The organism is Streptomyces sp. ADI95-17 (assembly GCF_003846175.1).
Taxonomy (GTDB): domain Bacteria; phylum Actinomycetota; class Actinomycetes; order Streptomycetales; family Streptomycetaceae; genus Streptomyces; species Streptomyces sanglieri.
In genome coordinates this window covers 153,846-173,292 of the sequence record NZ_ML123047.1, presented here as the reverse complement: position 1 = coordinate 173,292, position 19,447 = coordinate 153,846, and the positions used below count along the sequence as shown (strand labels likewise).

20 protein-coding genes and 1 tRNA gene are annotated in these 19,447 nt (G+C 68.1%); 9 read left to right on the top strand and 12 right to left on the bottom strand.

The annotated features are described in order from the left end of the window. Positions 1–55: 55 nt before the first annotated feature. The 3 genes from EES42_RS19670 to EES42_RS19665 form a co-directional block, all read right to left on the bottom strand. Positions 56–862: an SGNH/GDSL hydrolase family protein gene (locus tag EES42_RS19670; RefSeq protein ID WP_124719572.1), complete on the bottom strand. Its 807-nt coding sequence runs from the start codon at positions 860–862 to the stop codon at positions 56–58. A 557-nt stretch (positions 863–1,419) separates the two neighbouring features. Continuing rightward, on the bottom strand, positions 1,420–1,590 hold the full coding sequence (locus tag EES42_RS44765) for a hypothetical protein (RefSeq protein WP_164495272.1): 171 nt from the start codon (positions 1,588–1,590) through the stop codon (positions 1,420–1,422). Positions 1,591–1,978: 388 nt separating this feature from the next. Next, positions 1,979–2,668, bottom strand: coding sequence for a TetR/AcrR family transcriptional regulator (locus EES42_RS19665; protein WP_124719571.1), 690 nt, complete (start codon positions 2,666–2,668; stop codon positions 1,979–1,981). A gap of 319 nt (positions 2,669–2,987) precedes the next feature. Between EES42_RS19665 and EES42_RS19660 the strand changes: the two genes are divergently transcribed. Beyond that, positions 2,988–3,395, top strand: coding sequence for a VOC family protein (locus EES42_RS19660; RefSeq protein WP_124719570.1), 408 nt, complete (start codon positions 2,988–2,990; stop codon positions 3,393–3,395). An 87-nt stretch (positions 3,396–3,482) separates the two neighbouring features. Beyond that, positions 3,483–4,103: a DJ-1/PfpI family protein gene (locus tag EES42_RS19655; protein WP_124719569.1), complete on the top strand. Its 621-nt coding sequence runs from the start codon at positions 3,483–3,485 to the stop codon at positions 4,101–4,103. Positions 4,104–4,262: 159 nt separating this feature from the next. Here EES42_RS19655 and EES42_RS19650 read toward each other — a convergent pair whose 3' ends face one another. Genes EES42_RS19650 through EES42_RS19635 form a run of 4 tightly spaced genes read right to left on the bottom strand, consistent with a single transcriptional unit; the run spans position 4,263 to position 7,933 of the window. Further along, on the bottom strand, positions 4,263–5,021 hold the full coding sequence (locus EES42_RS19650; RefSeq protein WP_241196474.1) for a twin-arginine translocation signal domain-containing protein: 759 nt from the start codon (positions 5,019–5,021) through the stop codon (positions 4,263–4,265). Beyond that, positions 5,018–5,509, bottom strand: coding sequence for a hypothetical protein (locus EES42_RS19645; protein ID WP_124719568.1), 492 nt, complete (start codon positions 5,507–5,509; stop codon positions 5,018–5,020). Before EES42_RS19645 ends, EES42_RS19650 begins: the two co-directional genes overlap by 4 nt. 11 nt (positions 5,510–5,520) lie before the next feature. Continuing rightward, a complete protein-coding gene (locus EES42_RS19640; RefSeq protein ID WP_241196473.1) occupies positions 5,521–7,422 on the bottom strand; it encodes a glycoside hydrolase domain-containing protein in 1,902 nt (633 codons plus the stop codon). Between the two features lie 16 nt (positions 7,423–7,438). Continuing rightward, on the bottom strand, positions 7,439–7,933 hold the full coding sequence (locus tag EES42_RS19635; protein WP_124719567.1) for a hypothetical protein: 495 nt from the start codon (positions 7,931–7,933) through the stop codon (positions 7,439–7,441). 691 nt (positions 7,934–8,624) lie between these two features. On the opposite strand from EES42_RS19635, the gene EES42_RS19630 reads away from it, so the two are divergent. Then, positions 8,625–8,972 carry a hypothetical protein gene (locus tag EES42_RS19630; protein ID WP_124719566.1) on the top strand — a complete coding sequence of 116 codons (348 nt, stop codon included), beginning with the start codon at positions 8,625–8,627 and terminating at the stop codon, positions 8,970–8,972. A gap of 454 nt (positions 8,973–9,426) precedes the next feature. On the opposite strand, the gene EES42_RS19625 is transcribed toward EES42_RS19630, so the two are convergent. Both EES42_RS19625 and EES42_RS19620 read right to left on the bottom strand, forming a co-directional pair. Next, a tRNA-Pro gene (locus tag EES42_RS19625) sits at positions 9,427–9,500 on the bottom strand. A gap of 123 nt (positions 9,501–9,623) precedes the next feature. After that, the gene (locus EES42_RS19620) at positions 9,624–10,562 is read right to left on the bottom strand and encodes a metallophosphoesterase (RefSeq protein ID WP_124719565.1); all 939 of its coding nucleotides are present in this window, start codon (positions 10,560–10,562) and stop codon (positions 9,624–9,626) included. Between the two features lie 79 nt (positions 10,563–10,641). Between EES42_RS19620 and EES42_RS19615 the strand changes: the two genes are divergently transcribed. Further along, the gene (locus EES42_RS19615) at positions 10,642–11,106 is read left to right on the top strand and encodes a GatB/YqeY domain-containing protein (RefSeq protein WP_124719564.1); all 465 of its coding nucleotides are present in this window, start codon (positions 10,642–10,644) and stop codon (positions 11,104–11,106) included. 130 nt (positions 11,107–11,236) lie between these two features. Here the strand turns inward: EES42_RS19615 and EES42_RS19610 are convergent, their stop codons facing one another. Then, entirely contained in the window at positions 11,237–13,489 is a 2,253-nt protein-coding gene (locus EES42_RS19610; protein ID WP_124719563.1) for a transglycosylase domain-containing protein, read from the bottom strand. 386 nt (positions 13,490–13,875) lie between these two features. On the opposite strand from EES42_RS19610, the gene EES42_RS19600 reads away from it, so the two are divergent. Then, complete coding sequence (locus EES42_RS19600; RefSeq protein ID WP_176740522.1) at positions 13,876–14,226, top strand: WhiB family transcriptional regulator; 351 nt, start codon at positions 13,876–13,878, stop codon at positions 14,224–14,226. 13 nt (positions 14,227–14,239) lie between these two features. Here the strand turns inward: EES42_RS19600 and EES42_RS19595 are convergent, their stop codons facing one another. Continuing rightward, positions 14,240–15,739: an ArsA family ATPase gene (locus EES42_RS19595; protein ID WP_124719562.1), complete on the bottom strand. Its 1,500-nt coding sequence runs from the start codon at positions 15,737–15,739 to the stop codon at positions 14,240–14,242. Continuing rightward, positions 15,736–16,722 carry an ArsA family ATPase gene (locus EES42_RS19590; RefSeq protein WP_124719561.1) on the bottom strand — a complete coding sequence of 329 codons (987 nt, stop codon included), beginning with the start codon at positions 16,720–16,722 and terminating at the stop codon, positions 15,736–15,738. Before EES42_RS19590 ends, EES42_RS19595 begins: the two co-directional genes overlap by 4 nt. 83 nt (positions 16,723–16,805) lie before the next feature. Here EES42_RS19590 and EES42_RS19585 point away from each other — a divergent pair, with 83 nt between their 5' ends. The 4 genes from EES42_RS19585 (at position 16,806) to EES42_RS19570 (ending at position 19,431) form a co-directional block, all read left to right on the top strand. Then, positions 16,806–16,964: a DUF4177 domain-containing protein gene (locus tag EES42_RS19585; RefSeq protein WP_003967454.1), complete on the top strand. Its 159-nt coding sequence runs from the start codon at positions 16,806–16,808 to the stop codon at positions 16,962–16,964. After that, positions 16,964–17,434, top strand: coding sequence for a RidA family protein (locus EES42_RS19580; protein ID WP_093900512.1), 471 nt, complete (start codon positions 16,964–16,966; stop codon positions 17,432–17,434). The genes EES42_RS19585 and EES42_RS19580 overlap by 1 nt, the downstream gene beginning before the upstream one ends. Before the next feature lie 195 nt (positions 17,435–17,629). Beyond that, the gene (locus EES42_RS19575; protein ID WP_124719560.1) at positions 17,630–18,604 is read left to right on the top strand and encodes an NUDIX hydrolase; all 975 of its coding nucleotides are present in this window, start codon (positions 17,630–17,632) and stop codon (positions 18,602–18,604) included. Further along, positions 18,601–19,431: an MBL fold metallo-hydrolase gene (locus EES42_RS19570; protein WP_124719559.1), complete on the top strand. Its 831-nt coding sequence runs from the start codon at positions 18,601–18,603 to the stop codon at positions 19,429–19,431. Before EES42_RS19575 ends, EES42_RS19570 begins: the two co-directional genes overlap by 4 nt. Positions 19,432–19,447: the final 16 nt, after the last annotated feature.

The following is a 19,447-nucleotide window of genomic DNA, read 5'->3' as shown; positions in this document are numbered from 1 at the left end:
GCCGGGACGATCCCCGGCAGCCCGCCGCACTATCTGCGCCTCCGTCGTCCGCGTCCTACGCGGCCGAGCGGAAGGCCGGAAGGTAACCGCCGGACTGGCCGGCGGCCTTGGGGTGGTACGAGTTGTAGACGGGGATCGACACGCTGTGGAGCCACGCGTCACCGGAGCACAGCTCGTGCCCGGTGAACTCGTCGACCACGCTGGAGAACGTGAATCCGGCGTCGGCCGCCTGCTTGGCGATGACCCCGTTCAGCACGTCGGAAGCGTTGTTGATCGCCGCCCGCTCCTTCTCCGAGAGCCCGGCGATGCAACTGCCGCTGAGCTGGTAGAAGCGCGGGTAGCCCAGCACCACGACATGGGCCTGCGGGGCGCGCGACCGGATGGAACCGTAGAGCGAACTCAGGCCGGAAGGCAGGGAGTTCTGCATCTGCGAAACGGCCGAGCCGATGCTGCTGAGGCAGGTGGCCTCACCGGACAGCACGCAGTCCTGCATGACATCGGCGAAGCCGACGTCATTGCCGCCCGCGGTGACGCTGACCAGGCCGGTGGACGAGTTCAACGCCCCCAGCTGGGTGCCGGCGACCGAGCTGGTCGTGGCGCCCGAACAGGCCACGAAGGCAAAGGAGGAAGGCGAGTTCGCAGCCGCCCAGAGGTAGGGGTAGGCGTTGGTGCTGCGGCGGCAGTCGCCGCTGTCGGACAGATAGCTTCCCGCGCCGACGCCGGAGGAGTACGAGTCGCCGAGGGCGACGTAACCATCGGCGGCGGCCGAGGAGTTGGCCGAAGCCGGCTGGGCAACGCCCAGCGCGGCCACGGCGGCGAGGACCAGAGTGGATGCGGACGCCCAGAATCTCCGTACTGACATGGCTGTCAGCCCTCCGAAGTGTGGGGGGTGGGTGGGGGGTTGATTGAGCGCCACGTTTCTAGCAGCTATCGGTACCGGCCGGTAATAGCTGCGGAAGAACTGGTCTGATATGCCCGAATGATCGTTCGGGTGCCGTAGCTCCGCGCGTAGATAAACCTCCGGCCGCAGCCCGAATGGGTGGTGTGACGGCGGGAGGTCGGGTGTGGTCGCGCGGGGGAACGAAGGGGAGCGAAAGGGAACGAACGGGAGTGAAGGGAAGCGAAGGGGAGTGCGGGGTAGGGCCGGGGCCACGAAGGTCCGCGGAGCTCATGGGCGGCGCGCGGGGGATGGCACGCGCGGCGCGCGGACGGGGCCTGGGCGGTGCTACTCGGCAACTCTCCCGGACGGCCGATTCAGGCAGGCACCTTCAGGCGGGCCGCTTCGGGCAGGCACCTTCAGGCGGGCCCTTTCGGGCGGCCCCTTCGATGGGTGCCCACAAACAGAAAACCGCCCTCTGCGGCGGCGAGCCCACAAGGTGGGTGCCGCCGCAGAGGGCGGTTGTCCTGGATATCCGAGGATCAGTTGTGGCCGAACCTCCGCTGCTTCCGGTGGGAGACCTGTTCTGAGATCGCGTGCACCGTGTCCTGGGCTGCCGTTGGCTGCGTCTGCTCCTTCGTCTCCGGAGCAGTGCTGCGTTCGTGGCCGCCGGTGCGGGCACCGCGGTTCTGCCGACTCTGCTTCTTGCCCACGATCGTGCCTCCTGTTGCGGATCTCGGACGATGGGCCATCACCAGACTCGCATGTGGGTAAGAAAGGTGCATTCCGGGTGAGGGTCGCCGAATGCGACTCCCCACGACCGCGCCCGGCTCCTGCCCGCCCCTCCGGGGCGTGCGCGCACTCGCACGGGGCGGCAGTGGCCGGGGAAGGCGGCCCGTACGCCGGCCGCGACCAGGCCGGGGCGGCGCGGGCGCTCTCGGTGGCGGGCACGGCCGAGATCCGGCGCGGCCACGTCAAAAGCAGCGTGGGCCGATACGGCCTGGGCCGGCCTGCGGGGCTGCTCGTGGGCACGGGCGAGCGCATGGTCCGGCGGAGTGTACGGTGCTCGCGGCCCTGGAGCTGCGGCGACAGCGGTGAGGGTCAGGCCACGGCGTAGTCGGCGAGGGCCGGTTCGAGTACGTCGAAGGCGCGGGCCGCTTCCTCCGTGACGATCCCGGCGATCTCGGGGTTGGTGCGGCCGGCGAGCGTGAGGTCCTGGATGCGCCGGAACAGGGTGCGGTGCACGGCGCCGAAGAGGGTCGCGGCGGTCCGCGTGGTGATGTCGTCGGGGGTGGAGCCGGTGGCCTCGGCGAGGGCGTCGGCCAGCGCTTCCTCGCGTTGGTCGTGCAGACCGCGCAGGCAGACCGAGAGGGTGGGGCTGTCCGCGATCATGCGGGAGAACTCCGGCCCGGCGAAGCCGCAGACCGGATCCTGCGCGGCCACCGCGGTCTCGAAGGCGCGGCACAGCGCGGACAGCGCGGACTCGCCGCTGTCCCGGGAGGCCACGGTGTCCGCCAGGCTCGCGATGAACTCCCCCTGGTGGTCGAGGGCCAGGTCCTCCTTGCGCGGGAAGTAGTTGGTCACCGTCTTCTTGGCGACGCGGGCCGCTGCGGCGATCTCCGCGATGGTCGTCCGCTCGAAGCCCTGCTCGATGAAGAGCCTGGTCGCGTGGTCGGAGATCAGCTGCCGGGTCTCCCGTTTCTTGGACTCCCGCAAGCCCACCGGCTTGGTGCGATCCGTGCGGTGCCCGGCCCCCGGGGCATTCGCCTTGGCTTCTCTGTCGATACCCATGGAGAAATCTTACCCCCGTGGCATTTTTATGTTGACACTCCGACGCCTTCCGGTCTAACTTTACATCCGTCGTAAGTTTCTCCTCGTGGAAAGAAGTGCCCATGCGGAAGACCGGTCTCGCAGTGTTCATCGCGGCCCGGACGGCCGACCAGGTGAACGGCCCCGTCGGCAACCTCTCCGGGCGCCCCCGGCGCTTCACCCCGCCTCGCGTCGACCGAGCGCGAAACGGTGCACGCCCCATAAGCAACATCCCGCGCAGAAACACCGATTGACGAACAGTCAGCAATACGTCTCCCGCGCCGAATCGAGAGGAATCACCATGCGGATCACCACCTCCACCGTCTCGCTCACCGTCGACGACGTGGCCGCGTCCCAGGACTTCTTCACCACCCACCTCGCCTACGAAGTGCAGGCGGCGGCAGACGGATTCGTATCGCTCACCCGCAAGGACGCCGCCGTCGACATCGTCCTGCTCCGGCGTGGCACCGAGGTCCTGCCGGCCGACCAGCGCGACCGGCACGCCTCCGGTCTGATCCTCGCCTTCACTCTGAGCGGCATAGAGGACGAGGAGAAGCGGCTGCGCACCGAGGGCGTCGAGATCACCATGCCGCTGCGCGAAGAGCCGTGGGGCGAACGCCTCTTCCAGGTCACCGACCCCAATGGCATCGTCGTCCAGTTCGTCGAATGGACCGAAGCGGCCGTTCCCGCCGGCACGGGCGGAGCGTGAGGTGCGGGGCGAACCCCCTTCGCAAGCCCGCCCGAGCCCCCGGTCAACCCCGCCGACTCCGCGCCGGTGCCACCTAAGATGCGGCGCATGGACATCGTGATCCCGCTCTTCGACCGCTTCGAACCACTCGACGCGATCGGGCCGTACGAGATCCTGGCCCACGTGCCCGACGCCACCGTGCGTTTCGTCGCCCCCGAACCCGGCCTGGTTCAGGACGTACTGGGCGGACTGCCGGTGCACGTCCCGACCAGGTACTCCGAAGTCGAGCACTGCGACCTCCTCCTGATCCCCGGCGGGGGAGGTGCCTGGACCATGGCCGACGACCCCGAATTCCTCGACTGGGTCCGCCACATCCACACCGGCACCCGCTTCACCACCTCGGTCTGCACCGGAGCCCTGGTACTCGGCGCGGCCGGCCTGCTGAACGGCCTGGCCGCCACCAGTCACTGGGGCGTGATCGACGAACTGGAGGCGTACGGCGCCGTCTACACCCCCGAACGCGTCGTCCGCCAGGGCCGGATCATCACCTCGGCCGGCGTTTCCTCGGGCATCGACATGGCGATCCGGCTGGCTGCCCTGCTCAGCGACGATGCCACCGCCCAGGCGATCCAGCTCTACACCGAGTACGACCCGCAACCCCCGTACGACACCGGCTCAGTGGCCAAGGCGCCGGCCGAGATCCTCGAACGGGCCCGCACCCTGGGCTAGGGCCTCTCGTTCGGATCAGGCCGGGCCCGCACAGCAAGTGCTGTGCGGGCCCGGACTCCGCTCCGCGGTCCACCGGCGGCCGCGGCTGAACTCCCGCCTGCCACCGACCTGTTCTCCACTCGATAGCCGTTCGCCATCCGCTCGACGGCCGTTCGGCAGCTACGAAGAGGCCTGCTGCTCGCGGGCCAGTGTCCTGGCGGCACTGCGACGCTTGTCGGACAGCACATCGACCGGGCCGCCGGCTCCCTTGCCGGGCTGTTCGCTCCACCCGCGGAGCTTGGAGACCACCTTGGCCAGCAGTGGGTCGCCGGGCTTCACATCAAGGTAGAAGAGTGACTCGTCGGGCCTCTTGTCGTCTCCACCCCAGCGCACGACACCTTCCAGTTCGGCGAGGATGTCGCGGATCACGATCTGCTGCTGGGGGAAGAAGCCGCCCTTCGCGCCGAGCGGGTAGTGACCCGGCCGGATCTGTACGGCGGTTCCGGAGGCCTGATTGGCCTCGGCCAGGCCCCGGCGCACCGCGTTCGGCTTGCGCCAGCCGACCACATCGCCCTTGCGCAGGGCGTCCACCTCGTAGTGGAACCGGCGGATGACGTGCACGAGCACGGTCTCCGCGTCGCCGATCCGTACGGCGACATGCCCGATGGGCGTACCGGGGACCGGACGTGCCCACACTGTCCCGCCCTGATCGGTGGCCACTTCCATCTCCCAGCCGTTGGGGCTGTGCCTTCCGTCCCGGGTGCGCCTGCGGCGCTCCAGGGCTCGGCGGGCCGCTTCTCTGATGTGCTCAGGCTCGTTGTATCTGTCTGCTGCGTGGGCGGGGGAGGCGAGGTACTCGGAGAAGGGCAGCGATGCCGCTGCCGTGGCGCCCGCGATCACGGCGGTCCGGGCGAGGAACGTACGGCGGGATATGTTCACTGATGCCTTTTCTCTCTCTTGAATTCCTTGGTGACCCGGCGCTCGGATTCCAGTGCGGTGAAGCCGCCCAGTACGACGGCAGTGAGGGCGAGAGCCGCCGCCGCACGATTGAGGTAGCCGGGGACACCTGCCGGATACGTGGTGCCGTTCTCGATGTGACATCCGAGCCCGAGTGGGATGTAGGTCGGCCGATAGGAATCGATCTCCATGACGTGCGCCGGGCCCACGGCTTCCTTGCACGCCAGGTCCCGGCGCGTCTCATCGAGCGTCACCAGGTGTATGGCCCCCCATACGTAGAGGCTGACGGCTCCCGCTGCCGCGAAGGCGGCGAGTGAGCGGAGCCGCATCAGAGTGCCGGAATTCCTGATGCCGTTACGAGCCAGAGTCGTGCAGGCGAAGACACCGAGAACAATGACGATCGGCAACCCGGCGAAGATGATGAGAACCAGTGCGGTTGTGCTGTGCCCCGTGTACGGGTCGGCTGCCACGACTGTTCCTTCTACATCCGGGAAAGGGCGTTGTACTTTTCGAAGATCTGGTAGAGTGCCATGCGCTTGGTCGCGTGCTCCTCCGCCTCGTTGCCCCAGCCCTGGTAGCGGCGCAGGATCTGGAAGATCTCGAACTGCGTGTAGTTCAGGCTCATGGTGCGCATGACGGTTTCGCCGCCGGGCGGGTTGCTGCCGCCGGGCTTGCCGCCGGCGTCCCACAGATGGATGAGCGAGACGGTCTTGACCGCGTAGGCCTTGTCCTGATTGACCCGCTGCCACATGGTCCAGATGTCGGCATCCTTGGCCGGGTCGAGAACGGTGCCGCTGACGAATCCCTTCTCGATGCCGTAGTTCCAGGCGCGGATACCGACATCGCCACTGATCTGCGCGATTCCGGTGGAGGAATCACGGACGGGCGTCATGCCGCCGCCGATTCCCGTGTGGTAATACGCGACCGCGTGGTCCACAGCCTGATCGATCAGGTCGTAGTGGCGCATCTCCCAGTACGTGGAGGTCTGGATCAGCGACTTGCGCATGTTGTACTGGCGCGAAAGATCGGTGATCAACGAATCCTGGGCCAGGACCGTTTCGAGGCACTCGGTGTGCGTGAAGATGCGGTTGCCGTCCTCGTCGGCAAAACCGATCGACCGCATGTACGAGCCGATGTTGCTGTTCAGGACCTGGTAGTAGCCCATGGTGAAGGCGGTGTCGGGCCCATCGGTACGCGGCGCGTTGAAGGACCCCTCACCGATGTCGCGGCCGGAGGCAATGTCGTGGTCGACGTTGATGGCGGCGTCTCCCGTTCCAAGGGTCCGGGTGACGATCTGGTCGTAGGCCCAGTTCGGCGGCAGCGGATAGCCGTAGTTCCCCGAGAAGCCGCTGGACATGTCGGAGACGAAGCTCGCGGTGGCGTGGCCCGCTTCGGAAACGCGGATACACACGTTGCGCGGCCCGTAGACGCCGACTCGGTAGGAGTTTCCTGATATGGCTATGGCATCTTCAATGCCCTTGAAATAGGGCAGGATGTTGTCAGTGACTTCGTAGTCGTATGCGTCGAAGTCGACCGAAAAGAAGATCCGGGCTCCGGACTTGAAGCCGTGCCGTTCAGCCGCATTGATCGCTGCGAAGCCATCGGCGTTTCCGGACGGGTAATTGAATCCGGCGGCGTCGCGTCCGTATGTCTGGTAGATCGGGAAGCAGCGCAGCCCGTGGTCCGCGATGGTCTGTAGCTCGCCAGGCTGGATCTCCTTCTCAGGGAGCGAGGTCGTGCTGGGGTTGAGCAGATATCGGCCGACATATTTGATTCCTTCGGCCTTCAGGGTTGCTGCACGGGCCGGCGTCACCTTGGTGATTCCGTCGCATGCCTCACCCCTTCGATTCTGGTCACCGTAGGAAACGAGCAGGGACGCCCAGGTGGGGAAGTCTCCCTTCCCGGTGACCGGGAGGTTCACGAATGTCTGGAATGCGGCTGTCTCCCCTGCGAGGGCGCTTCCGAAGGAACTCGTGAAGCTCACGGCGGAACGGCCGTTGAGAATCATCGCGGCGCTGAAGAGCTGCGTCCAGGTGCCGCTGGATCCTTCGGTGAGAGTGTGCTCCGCCAGGCCGGACCTGGTTCCCGGGCCGAAAATGCCGTTGGCGACGCCGTCGGCCATGCCCAGTTCGTACTGGACGGCATACAGCATGGACTGGGACACGGTGCGGGAGTGGTGGCCGTCGCAGGGGATGACATAGAAATCCTTGCGGAGGATGTACCGGCCGTTCAGCCACTGCTGAATCGAGCGGATGGCGCCCGAACCATTGCTGACAGTGACATAGGCATCCATGTTGAACAGGCCCTTGACGGCCCGCCGCCCGCCGCCGGCCGCGGCGCGGTGTGTTGTGCCAGGAGGCGAGAGGGCCGGCCTGCCGCTCACCGCCGGCGTCCGTCCGTCAGTACCACGCCGTGCAGCGCTTGGTTCCCCCTGCTGTGGGCGTCACGCACGCCCGCACCTGCTTGGTGGAAGGGTTGTAGTACATGGGCGTCCACGTCGTGTAGGTGTTGGACGTGCCTTCCTTTTTCACCGTCCAGCCGCTCGCACCTGCGGCCTTCTTGCCCAGGCCTGTTTCGCACGAGCCCCCGCCCTTGTTGCAGCGCTCCACCGTGATGTTGTAGGCGGGCGGAATGCTGGAGTATTCGAGGCGTGCCCAGCCGTACTGGTCTCCATCAGTCTTTCCCCAGCGCAATTCAAGATGATTCGAGCTGCCCAGGTCGATGTCGTACGGGGTGACCGGCCCCGACTGCCACGTCTGAATATTCGGATTGTGACCATCGCACTGATATCCACTGCACGACGCGGCCTGTGCCGATCCAGGAATGGCGATCCCCAGGGCCAGAGCGGCAATTACGGATCCGAAAATGGTGGCGAGTCTGGATTTGTCTCGCATACGGCTCTCCTCTGAATTTCCGAGCGGGCAACAGCGGAATCATTCGACGGTGACCGAAAGTTAAAGTCGTTAACTCTCGGTGTGCGTCCGGTGAGCATACGTGAAGGGTTCGCGAATGAGCAATGGTGAATTGGTGTCCACGCATTTGCCTCCAGTGAGGGATTTCCGGAAGAGCTCCATGATCTTTGTCGAAGTTTCCTTTATGCGGAAAAATGACAGATCGTGGCTGTATGTTGAAGCGCTGCGGCCTCTCGCCGGCCGTGACGGCGGACACCCGGACCGGTGAGCCGAAGCGCGATGGTTGACACAAAGGCACGCTTGTTGTCACCGGGACGGCGACTTCGAGGGAGGCGTCGGCCTGTGCTGCGGCGAGAGCCCGGGTCCTGCGTAACCAGTGACGTCGCATCAATCGCGTGACGGTGTGGCGCTTGGTGGGACAGTCCGCGTTGTCCAGCGGGTGCGAGACCGGCTGCGGAAGGGGTCGCTGGCCGAGCGGAACGCCAGTCGTACAGAGGGGCGGAGGAGCCCGACGGACCGGTAGGTCCATGGATCATCGTGTCCGCAGCCCTGGGCCCTGACGCTATCTTTTTCTGCTGGCCACGGGCTGAGCAGTTCGACCGAAGCGCTGGCGCGGCGACACCGGCTGCGGCAACTGGGGGGAATGGGTATGGAGGACAGAGGGGCAGCGGAAGTGCGCCGGGAGCATGCATGGGCCGAGCGGCTGACGGAAGGAGTGACCGTCGTCGTGGCGTCGGGCCTCTCGTTCTACCTGCTGGCCGGCCCGGCAGTGTTCTTCGGTACGACCACCTGGCATCTGATCACCGACACCGGCACCGCCGCGTTCAGCCGGATATTGGTGCCAGTGATCTTGCTCGCCCTCGTGGCGCTGCCACTCCTCTTGGTCCACGTGGTGTTCCGCTCGGGCCGGCGCAAGGGCAAGAGGCGACTGACGGCGGCGGTCCCGGCGGCGCTGGCGCTGCTCGGCGGGGCCGTCGTGTCCTTCGCGGCTCTGTGCGTCATCTTCGTGTACGCGGACTGAAATCCGGCTACGGCGGGTCCGTCAGACGTTCACAAGGACGGGCGTGTGGTCACCGGGGAGCGCGGCGCTCCACCTCGGTAAAGGGGTGGCAAATGGCATGCTTCCAGATGAGTTGTGCCAAGTACTTCGCTTCGCCCATGACAACTGCGGTGCCTCACTTTATGGAAGATCGCAGGTCGGCGTAACCCGGCGGTGACAGCTACTGTGCCTCGGCACAACCGGGTGGCAGGGGTCCGGAATGTTCGTGGCGTCGTATGCGTGGGCGTCGTAGGTGTCACCGCAACGCGGAGTCGATCTTGCGGGGGAAGGCAGCGCGCCTGCGGCCCGCGGACTGCGGCCCCGCGGGGCTTCTGGTGGCCCGTGTGACTCTCGGGCGGACCCGTGCGGTCCCCACAAACCACTCAGGGGCCTGATCCACTAAGTGGATCAGGCCCCTGACCTGGTCTTACGGCTGTCGGGGTGGCGGGATTTGAACCCACGACCTCTTCGTCCCGAACGAAGCGCGCTGCCAAGCTGCGCTACACCCCGATCGCCGCCGGTCTCCCGGCGACATCGATTACTTTAGCCCACTCGCGCCCGCAGGCGAAATCCGGTTTCTGCGCCGCCGACGGGGGAAGGGCCGGGCCCCTGGGCGGCGCCCCGGGCGGGGCCTCAGTCCTGGGGGGTCAAGGTCAGGAGGGTTGCCTCGGGTGGGCAGGCGAAGCGGACCGGGGTGTAGCGGTTGGTGCCGCAGCCGGCGGAGACGTGGAGGTAGGCGCGGTGGTCGTCGACGGAGTGGGTGGAGAGGCCCTTGACCCGGTCCGTGTCCAGGTCGCAGTTGGTGACCAGGGCTCCGTAGAAGGGGATGCAGAGCTGGCCGCCGTGGGTGTGACCGGCCAGGATCAGGGGGTAGCCGTCCTGGGTGAAGGCGTCCAGGGAGCGCAGGTAGGGGGCGTGGACCACGCCGATGGAGAGGTCGGCGCCCGTCTCGGGGCCGCCGGACACCTCCGCGTAGCGGTCGCGCCTGATGTGCGGGTCGTCCAGGCCGGTGAAGGCGAGCTCCAGGCCGTCGATCTTGAGGCGGCCGCGGGTGTTGGACAGGCCCAGCCAGCCCGCCTCGTCGAAGGCGTCGCGCATCGGCTCCCAGGGGTTGTGGACGACGCCGACCGCGGGTGCGTTCCCGTTGAGGCCGTGCTTGCCCCGGGCCTTTTCGAGGAGGTAGCGGGCGGGGTTGCGGAGCTTGGGGCCGTAGTAGTCGTTGGAGCCGAAGACGTACACCCCCGGGAACTCCATCAGCGGGCCGAGCGCGTCGAGGAGTTCGGGCACGCCCTCGGGGTCGGAGAGGTTGTCGCCGGTGTTCACGACGAAGTCCGGGCGCAGGCCGGCCAGTGACTGGAGCCAGGCACGCTTCTTGCGCTGGCCGCTCACCATGTGGATGTCGGAGACCTGGAGCACGCGCAACGGGCGTGCCCCGTGCGGGAGTACGGGAATGGTAACCCGTCGCAGGCGGAACGAGCGGGCCTCGAATCCGGCGGCGTAGGCGATACCGGCGGCGCCGATCGCCGCGCCGACTGCCGTGACTTTCAGGGGTACTCCGTAGCGTGCGCGCATGCGTCCATCGTCGCAGACACCGTGCTGCAGGCAGAAAACCTGCGGGCGCCGGTCGCCCCGTACCTGCCACAATCAGCACATGACCACGCTCAAGTCCAAGCTCAAGGAAGACCTCACCACGGCCATGAAGGCGCGTGACGAGCTGACCTCGTCCACGCTCCGGCTGACCCTCACCGCCATCACGAAGGAGGAGGTCAGCGGCAAGACGGCCCGCGAGCTCTCCGACGACGAGGTGCAGAAGGTGATCGCCAAGGAGGCGAAGAAGCGCCGCGAGGCGGCCGAGGCCTTCGCGCAGGGCGGCCGCACCGAGCAGGCCGAGCGTGAGAAGGCGGAGGGCGAGATTCTCGACGCGTACCTGCCGAAGCAGCTGAGCGACGAGGAGCTGGGCGCGATCGTGGCGTCCGCCGTCGAGGAGGCCAGGGCCGCCGGGGCCGAGGGGCCGCGCGCGATGGGCGCCGTCATGAAGATCGTGAACCCGAAGGTGGCCGGGCTCGCCGACGGCGGCCGGGTGGCCGCCTCGGTGAAGAAGCTCCTCGCGGGCTGAGCCCGTGCGACAGGGATTGCGCCAGGGGTAGAGCGGCGCAGACATACAGCAGACATATACGAGGGTGGGGTGCCCGGATCGGGATCGATCCGGGCACCCCACCCTCATTCCAGGGGTCGAGCCGGGTGGCTCAGGGACCCTGTGTGCCGCCGGTGGTCTGGCCACGGTGGCCGCCGCCGTTGTTCCCGCCGATCAGGTCCGGCGAGATGCTGATACCGGGGAACGGGCTCTTGTCGCCGGGCTTCTTGCCCCCGGCGCCGGGCCTGCCCTTGTCCCGGCCGTGGCCCTTGTCCCTGTCCCTGTCGCTGTCCTGCTCGTCGTTCTTCGGCGGGTCCGGGATATCGACGGTGTTGAAGGAGGGGGCGGTTACTCCGTTGAGCGCGCCCGTCATCGCGTCACGCCAGATCGGTCCGGGGACCTGTCCGCCGTACACCTTGTCCTGGTACACGCCACCGATCGTGATGTGCTCCATCTCGACGCTCTGGGACGGGCTGCCGACCCAGACCGCGCCGGACATGTTCGGCGTGTACCCGACGAACCAGGCGTTCTTCCGGGCGTCGGTCGTACCGGTCTTGCCCGCGTTGTCGCGGCTCTGGAGACCCGCCTCCTGGCCGGTACCGGAGTCGACCACTCCGCGCAGCAGGGTGTTGATGGTGTCGGCCGTGGTCGGCGACATCGCCTGCGAGCAGGTGGTCTTGGGCACGGGCAGCGCAGTGCCGTCGGCCTTGCTGACCGACTCCATGGCGACCGGGGTGCAGTACGTACCGCGGTTGGCGAAGGCGGCGTACGCGCTGGCCATCGTCAGAGGGGACAGCCCCTTCGAGCCGAGCGCGATGGCGGGGGACTGGGGGAGCTTTTCACCGTTGCCCTGCACCACACCGAGCTTGTCGGTCATCTTGGCCACAGGGCAGAGGCCGATGTCCTCCACCATCTGGATGAAGTAGGTGTTGACGGATTTCTCCATCGCCTCCTTCAGCGCGTACGGACCGCGCTCCGACTCGTTCTCGTTCGGTACCCGCTCGCCGTTCAGGTTCACGTACGGCTTGTCGCAGGTCTGGACCGTCGGGTAGGGCATCTCGTAGGGCGACGAATAGACCTGGGTCGCGGGCTTCCCCTGCGCTATGGCGGCGGCCGCGACGAACGGCTTGAACGTCGAACCGGTCGGGAAGCCGTAGTTGGAGCCGCCCATGGCCTTGTCGACCGAGTAGTTGTACTGGGTCTCGTTGGTGCCGAAGCCGTACGGCTTGGACTGGCCCATGCCCATGATCTTGCCGGTGCCCGGCTGGACCAGCGTCACGGCGGTCGCGACCTTGTCCGACTTGTAGACGTGGTTCTTGATCGAGCCCTGCACCGACTGCTGGGACTGCGGGTCGAGCGTCGTCCGGATCGTCAGGCCGCCGCGGTTCCAGATCTTGGCCCGGTCCTCCTTGGTCTTGCCGAAGACCGCGTCGGTGAGGAAGACATGGCGCACGTAGTCGCAGAAGAAGCCGGCGCCGCTGACGGCGGTGATGCAGCCGTTCTTGGGCTTCTTGACCCGGAGCTTGATCGGGGTCGCCTTCGCCTTGTCGGCCTGGGCCCGCGAGATGTCCCCGACGTCCGCCATGCGCTGGAGCACCATGTTGCGGCGCTTGGTGGCCTCGGCCGTGTCGTTGACCGGGTCGTAGCGGCTGGGCGACTGCACGACGCCGGCCAGCAGCGCGGACTCCTCCAGCGTCAGGTCCTTCGCAGACTTGGAGAAGTAGCGCTGGGAGGCGGCCTCGACGCCGTAGGCCTGCTGCCCGAAGAAGGTGATGTTGAGGTAGTTCTCCAGGATCTTCTTCTTGCCGAGTTCTTCCTCGACCTGGATCGCGTACTTCAGCTCCTGGACCTTGCGGCCCATCGTCTGCTGGGTGGCCTGCGCGACCTTGTCCGGGTCGTCGCCCGCCTCCTCCACGAAGACGTTCTTCACGTACTGCTGGGTGAGTGTCGACGCGCCCTCGGCGGTCCCGCCCGTCTGCACATTGCGGTTCAGCGCGCGCAGGATGCCCTTGAGGTCGACGGCCCCGTGTTCGTAGAACCGGGCGTCCTCGATCGCGACGATCGCCTTCTGCATGTACGGCGAGATGTTCTTCAGCGGAACCACCGTGCGGTCGCGCGAGTACACCGTGGCGATCATTCCGCCCTTGCTGTCCAGGATCGTGGTGCGCTGGCTCAGCGGCGGAGTCTTCAGATTGGCCGGGATCTCGTCGAATCCCTCGACTGTTCCCTTGGTGGCGAGGCCCAGTGCTCCGGCGGCCGGCAGCGCGATGCCCGCGAGCACGACTCCGGAGAGCGCGGCGACACCGAGGAACTTGGCGGCCTGCTGGGTCGTAGAGAGACCCCCGCCCGAGCGCTTCTTTGGCATGGGGGCAGCCTACGTTCTCATTCGCCGGACACACGTATATGCCTTGGCCTAAGCTGCTCTCAACTGTCACAGCAGTCCGGTTCCGTATCAACCCCCGTGCAAGACCCGGCCACAACCTCAGGCGCTCCCGAATTCGCCTCGTGTGTCATTGAACGTCCGTTGTGATCCAGGTGAACTGTCCCGATTCTGACGGGATAGTCACGTATGCCCTCGCCTCACTCCCCTGGGTGATCTGCCGCATACGCATAGTCCGTTCGGGCCATCCAAGATTGGGCCCGAAGGGGGTGTTGTGCTGTCGCCACCTTCCGTAACGTCCTCAACTGGCAGCGGTGAATATGCCGCTGCCGCCGTGGGGGAGCCTCGATTCGGGAGAGGACGGCGCCGTGATGGGCTGGGTAACCGACTGGAGTGCGCAGGCAGCCTGCCGCACTACCGATCCGGATGAACTGTTCGTACAAGGGGCAGCGCAGAACAGGGCCAAGGCGGTGTGCACCGGATGTCCGGTGCGGACCGAGTGCCTGGCCGATGCGCTGGACAATCGCGTCGAATTCGGCGTGTGGGGCGGAATGACCGAGCGGGAGCGCCGCGCACTGTTGCGCAGACGGCCCACCGTCACGTCCTGGCGCCGGCTGCTGGAGACCGCGCGCAGCGAGTACGAGCAGTCCACGGGCATCCTGCCCGTGGCGATCGGACTGGACGACGACGAACTGCACGAGAGGTACGCCGCAGTGGGATAGGACCGGCGGGTTGCTACGCAGCTCCGGCCGGGTCGGAACCGGTCGCGAGCCGGTCTCCGATGGCCCTGAGCCCTTCGAGATCATGTACGTCACCGGGCAGCGCGGCCACTTCGGTCACGGCGACCTCGGGGTGCAGCGCGGTGAAGCGGTCACGTGTGCGCTGTTCGCGCGCGACCACCTGCATCCGTTCAGCATGCAGCCGCAACAGACCCGCGGTCAGCTCCTCGACGGAAGCGGTCGGCACGCGGTCCGAAGCGGTCGGTTCGTGGTCCTCGGTGTTCTTCTGCTCGGCGGTGTCCTCGCGCTCGGAGTTGTCGGGCGTGACGTCGGGGGCGGCGTCCGGTGCGGAACCGGGCGTGGCAACGACTTCGGGGGAGTCGGGAGCGACCGAGTGGTCGGCCCGGTCACGAAGTCCAGCCTTCCCGGTCGTCTGATCCACAATGCCGACAGCGTCAAGATTTTCTGCGGCGGCCAGGGCGTGCTCGGCGGAGAGCCGGGCGGCATCGCTGCCGTGGACCCGGTTGAGTACCAGACCGGCCAGCGGCATCTCCTCCGCGGCCAGCCGTTCCACGAAGTACGCCGCCTCGCGCAGCGCGTCCCGCTCCGGGGTCGCGACGACCAGGAACGCCGTACCGGGCGCCTGCAGCAGCTTGTACGTGGCGTCGGCCCGGGTACGGAAGCCGCCGAACATGGTGTCCATCGCCGCGACGAAGGTCTGTACGTCGCGCAGGAACTGACCGCCGAGCAACTTGCCGAGGGTGCCCGTCATCATCGACATGCCGACGTTCAGGAACTTCATCCCGGCCCGCCCGCCCATCTTCGCCGGGGCCATCAGCAGCTTGATGAACTTTCCGTCCAGGAACGAGCCGAGCCGCTTCGGCGCGTCCAGGAAGTCCAGCGCGGAGCGCGACGGAGGGGTGTCGACGATGATCAGGTCCCACTCGTCGCGTGCGCGCAGCTGCCCGAGCTTCTCCATCGCCATGTACTCCTGCGTGCCCGCGAAACCGGCCGACAGGGACTGGTAGAAGGGGTTCTCCAGGATCGCGCGGGCCCGCTCGGCATCCGCGTGCGCCTCGACGATCTCGTCGAAGGTCCGCTTCATGTCGAGCATCATGGCGTGCAGTTCCCCGGAGCCGTCGCCCTCTCTCCCGCCTTCTCTCTCGCCCTTGATGCCCGGCACCCGGCGCGGGACGTTGTCCAGCGAGTCGATGCCCATGGACTGGGCGAGCCGGCGGGCCGGGTCGATGGTGAGGACGACGACCTTGCGGCCGCGCTCGGCCGCCCGTACGCCGAGAGCCGCCGCGGTCGTGGTCTTGCCGACGCCGCCCGAACCGCAGCAGACGACGATCCGGATGCCGGGGTCGTCGAGCAGTGCGTCGGTGTTCAGCGCGGGTGTGGGGGAGGGGAGGTCCACCGCGGGCCCGGTCGAGGTGCCCTCCACCGGGTCCGGGGAGGAGCCGTCCTCCGTCGCCCCGGCCGTGCCCGTCGTGGCTGTTCCCGTGCGCTGTGTCATGTCCCCACCCCTTGTCCCGCCCCTTCGCCCACGCCCTGCTTGCGCAGCTCGGTCGCCAGGTCGTAGAGACCGGCCGGGTCCATTCCCTCGCCGATCAGCGGGAGTTCGTACCCGGGCAGCTCCAGGCCGGCGAGCACGGCACGCTGTTCGCGCTCCAGCTCGACCCGCTGCGCGTGCTCGGCCGCCTGCTCGACCAGCGGGCGCACGAGCCCCGCGGAGCCGGTCACTCCGGCCCGGGTCAGCGCCTTGGCGATCTCCTTGCGGCGGCCGCCCGCGGCGGTGCGCAGCGTGTCCTCGTCCAGCAGATGGGGCCGCACCATGTTCACGATGACCCGGCCCACCGGCAGTTCTGCGTCGCGCAACTCGGCGATGCCGTCCGCGGTCTCCTGGACCGGCATCTCCTCCAGCAGCGTCACCAGATGGACGGCGGTCTCGGGGGACTTCAGCACCCGCATCACGGCCTGTGCCTGATTGTGTATCGGGCCGATCCTGGCCAGCCCCGCCACCTCGTCGTTCACATTGAGGAAGCGGGTGATGCGTCCGGTGGGCGGCGCGTCCATGATCACGTAGTCGTAGACGTACCGGTTCTGCTTGTCCTTGCGGCGTACGGCTTCGCAGGCCTTGCCGGTCAGCAGTACGTCCCGCACACCGGGCGCGATCGTGGTGGCGAAGTCGATCGCGCCGAGCTTCTTGAGCGCCCGGCCCGCGCTGCCCAGCTTGTAGAACATCTGGAGGTAGTCGAGCAGGGCGCGCTCGGCGTCGATCGCGAGTGCGTACACCTCGCCGCCGCCCGGCGCGACGGCGATCTTGCGCTCCTCGTACGGAAGGGGCTCCGTCTCGAAGACCTGGGCGATGCCCTGCCTGCCCTCGACCTCCACGAGAAGGGTGCGCCTGCCCTCGGTCGCGAGGGCGAGCGCGAGAGCGGCGGCCACCGTGGTCTTACCGGTACCGCCCTTGCCGCTGACGACCTGGAACCTGCTCACGTATTCGAGCCTAACCAGTCACACCGCAGGCTACGCACGAGGCTGCGCGTGCCAGGGATTACACAGGCGTTACAGTCGGGCCCATGACCAAGTGGGAATACGCGACCGTGCCCCTTCTCGTGCACGCGACCAAGCAGATTCTGGACACCTGGGGCGAGGACGGCTGGGAGCTGGTCCAGGTCGTTCCCGGCCCGAACAACCCCGAGCAGCTCGTGGCCTACCTGAAGCGGGAGAAGGCGTAGTGGCGGGCACCGTCGAGGCGAAGCTCGCCGAGCTCGGGCTGACGCTGCCGGACGTCGTGCCGCCGCTGGCCTCGTACCAGCCGGCCGTGCAGTCGGGGGTGTACGTGTACACCTCCGGCCAGCTGCCGATGGTGGACGGCAAGCTCGCGGTCACCGGCAAGGTCGGTGCCGAGGTCACGCCCGACGAGGCGAAGGAGCTGGCGAAGACCTGCGCGCTCAACGCGCTGGCCGCCGTGAAGTCCGTCGCGGGCGACCTGGACCGGATCGCACGGGTGGTGAAGGTCGTGGGCTTCGTCGCCTCGGCGTCCGACTTCACCGGCCAGCCCGCCGTGATCAACGGTGCCAGCGAGCTGCTGGGTGCGGTGCTCGGCGACAAGGGTGTGCACGCGCGCAGCGCGGTGGGCGTCGCGGTGCTGCCGCTGGACGCTCCGGTGGAGGTCGAGGTCCAGGTCGAGCTGGTCGGGGCCTGAGCCGCACGTTCCCTTCGTAACCCTTTCCGATCCCGTCCGGATCTTCTTCGGCCCCGGTCGGATCTTCTCCGGTCCCGTTCAGAACCTCTTCGATCCCGTCCGGTCACGATGACCGGGCGGGATCATCTGTGTACGGGGCATGTACGGATCACTGCACCTCTCGAACATCGGCGCGGTTCCGGATAGCCTCCGGCCATGTCCAATGGTCAGTGGTACCCACCGGAATGGCCCGACCGGATCCGGGCACTCGCCGCAGGTGAGCTGAGCGCCGCGACCCCGAAGCGGGCCGCCACCGTGATGCTGCTCCGGGATTCCGCCGCTGACACCGAGGGCGGTCCCGCCGTCCACATGCTGCGCCGCCGGGCCTCCATGGCTTTTGCCGGTGGGGCGTACGCCTATCCGGGTGGCGGGGTCGACCCGCGCGACGACGACCGGCACGTCGGCTGGTCCGGACCCGCGCTGGAGAGCTGGGCCGAGCGGCTCGGCGTCGGCACCCCGGCCGAGGCCCAGGCCATCGTCTGCGCGGCGGTCCGGGAGACGTACGAGGAGGCGGGCGTCCTTCTCGCGGGGCCGAGCGCCGACACGGTGGTCAGCGACACCACCGGTGCCGACTGGGAGGCCGACCGCGAGGCACTGGTCGCCCGGGAGCTCTCCTTCGCCGAGTTCCTGGACCGGCGCGGCCTGGTGCTGCGCTCGGACCTGCTGGGCGCGTGGGCGCGCTGGATCACCCCGGAGTTCGAGCCCCGCCGCTACGACACCTGGTTCTTCGTCGCCGCGCTGCCCGAGGGCCAGCGCACCCGCAACGCCTCCACGGAGGCCGACCGCACGGTGTGGATCGAGCCGGGCGAGGCGGCCGACGGGTACGACCGGGGCGAGCTGCTGATGATGCCGCCGACTGTGTCGACGCTGCGGGCGCTGAGGCCGTACGGGACAGCCGCCGAGGCCCTGAAGGCGGCGGATTCCCAGGACCTCACGCCGGTGCTGGCACAGGCGAGGCTGGAGGGCGGCGAGTTGGTGCTGAGCTGGCCGGGACACGACGAGTTCACCAAGCACATCCCGAGCGGGCCGGCGGGTGACGGGGCCGGTGGCGGTCCCGGTGGCGGCTCCGGTGGTGGTTCCGGGAGCGGCTCCAGTGACGGATCCGGTGGTGCGGGAGGCGGATTCATATGAGCAATGCGGCAGCACTGCCCGGACAGCCGCGCGGCGCGGTCCTGTCCGGCCCGGCCACGGCCCGCGCCGTCAACGTCCTCGCCCCCAACGCCTCGCCGATGACGCTGGACGGCACCAACACCTGGATCGTCGCCGAGCCCGACTCGGACCTCGCGGTCGTCATCGACCCGGGCCCGCTGGACGACACGCATCTGCGGGCCGTCATCGACGTCGCGGAGCGGGCCGGCCGCCGGATCGCGCTCACCCTGCTCACCCACGGGCACCCCGACCACGCGGAGGGCGCGGCGCGGTTCGCCGAGCTGACCCGCACCAAGGTGCGCGCCCTGGACCCGGCGCTGCGGCTGGGCGACGAGGGGCTGACCGCGGGCGATGTGATCACCACCGGCGGCCTGGAACTCCGTGTCGTACCGACCCCCGGACACACCGCGGACTCGCTCTCCTTCCATCTGCTCGCCGACCGGGCGGTGCTGACGGGGGACACGATCCTCGGGCGCGGCACCACGGTCGTCGCGCATCCGGACGGGCGGCTCGGCGACTACCTCGACTCGCTGCGGAGGCTGCGCTCGCTGACCGTCGACGACGGCGTGCACACGGTGCTGCCGGGGCACGGTCCGGTGCTGGACGACGCGCAGGGCGCGGTCGAGTTCTACCTCGCGCACCGGGCGCACCGGCTGGCCCAGGTGGAGACGGCGGTCGAGGCCGGGCACCGTACGGCGTCGGCGGTGGTCGCGCAGGTGTACGCGGACGTGGACCGGTCCCTGTGGCCCGCCGCGGAACTCTCGGTACTGGCCCAGCTGGAATACCTGGGCGAGCACGGGCTCATCTAGGGCCCCGGGTTCCAGG

Coding starts and splice junctions, on each gene's coding strand:
- EES42_RS19670 (WP_124719572.1), bottom strand. CDS start 862: ATGTCAGTACGGAGATTCTGGGCGTCCGCATCCACTCTGGTCCTCGCC.
- EES42_RS19665 (WP_124719571.1), bottom strand. CDS start 2,668: ATGGGTATCGACAGAGAAGCCAAGGCGAATGCCCCGGGGGCCGGGCAC.
- EES42_RS19660 (WP_124719570.1), top strand. CDS start 2,988: ATGCGGATCACCACCTCCACCGTCTCGCTCACCGTCGACGACGTGGCC.
- EES42_RS19655 (WP_124719569.1), top strand. CDS start 3,483: ATGGACATCGTGATCCCGCTCTTCGACCGCTTCGAACCACTCGACGCG.
- EES42_RS19635 (WP_124719567.1), bottom strand. CDS start 7,933: ATGCGAGACAAATCCAGACTCGCCACCATTTTCGGATCCGTAATTGCC.
- EES42_RS19620 (WP_124719565.1), bottom strand. CDS start 10,562: ATGCGCGCACGCTACGGAGTACCCCTGAAAGTCACGGCAGTCGGCGCG.
- EES42_RS19615 (WP_124719564.1), top strand. CDS start 10,642: ATGACCACGCTCAAGTCCAAGCTCAAGGAAGACCTCACCACGGCCATG.
- EES42_RS19610 (WP_124719563.1), bottom strand. CDS start 13,489: ATGCCAAAGAAGCGCTCGGGCGGGGGTCTCTCTACGACCCAGCAGGCC.
- EES42_RS19600 (WP_176740522.1), top strand. CDS start 13,876: ATGGGCTGGGTAACCGACTGGAGTGCGCAGGCAGCCTGCCGCACTACC.
- EES42_RS19595 (WP_124719562.1), bottom strand. CDS start 15,739: ATGACACAGCGCACGGGAACAGCCACGACGGGCACGGCCGGGGCGACG.
- EES42_RS19585 (WP_003967454.1), top strand. CDS start 16,806: ATGACCAAGTGGGAATACGCGACCGTGCCCCTTCTCGTGCACGCGACC.
- EES42_RS19575 (WP_124719560.1), top strand. CDS start 17,630: ATGTCCAATGGTCAGTGGTACCCACCGGAATGGCCCGACCGGATCCGG.
- EES42_RS19570 (WP_124719559.1), top strand. CDS start 18,601: ATGAGCAATGCGGCAGCACTGCCCGGACAGCCGCGCGGCGCGGTCCTG.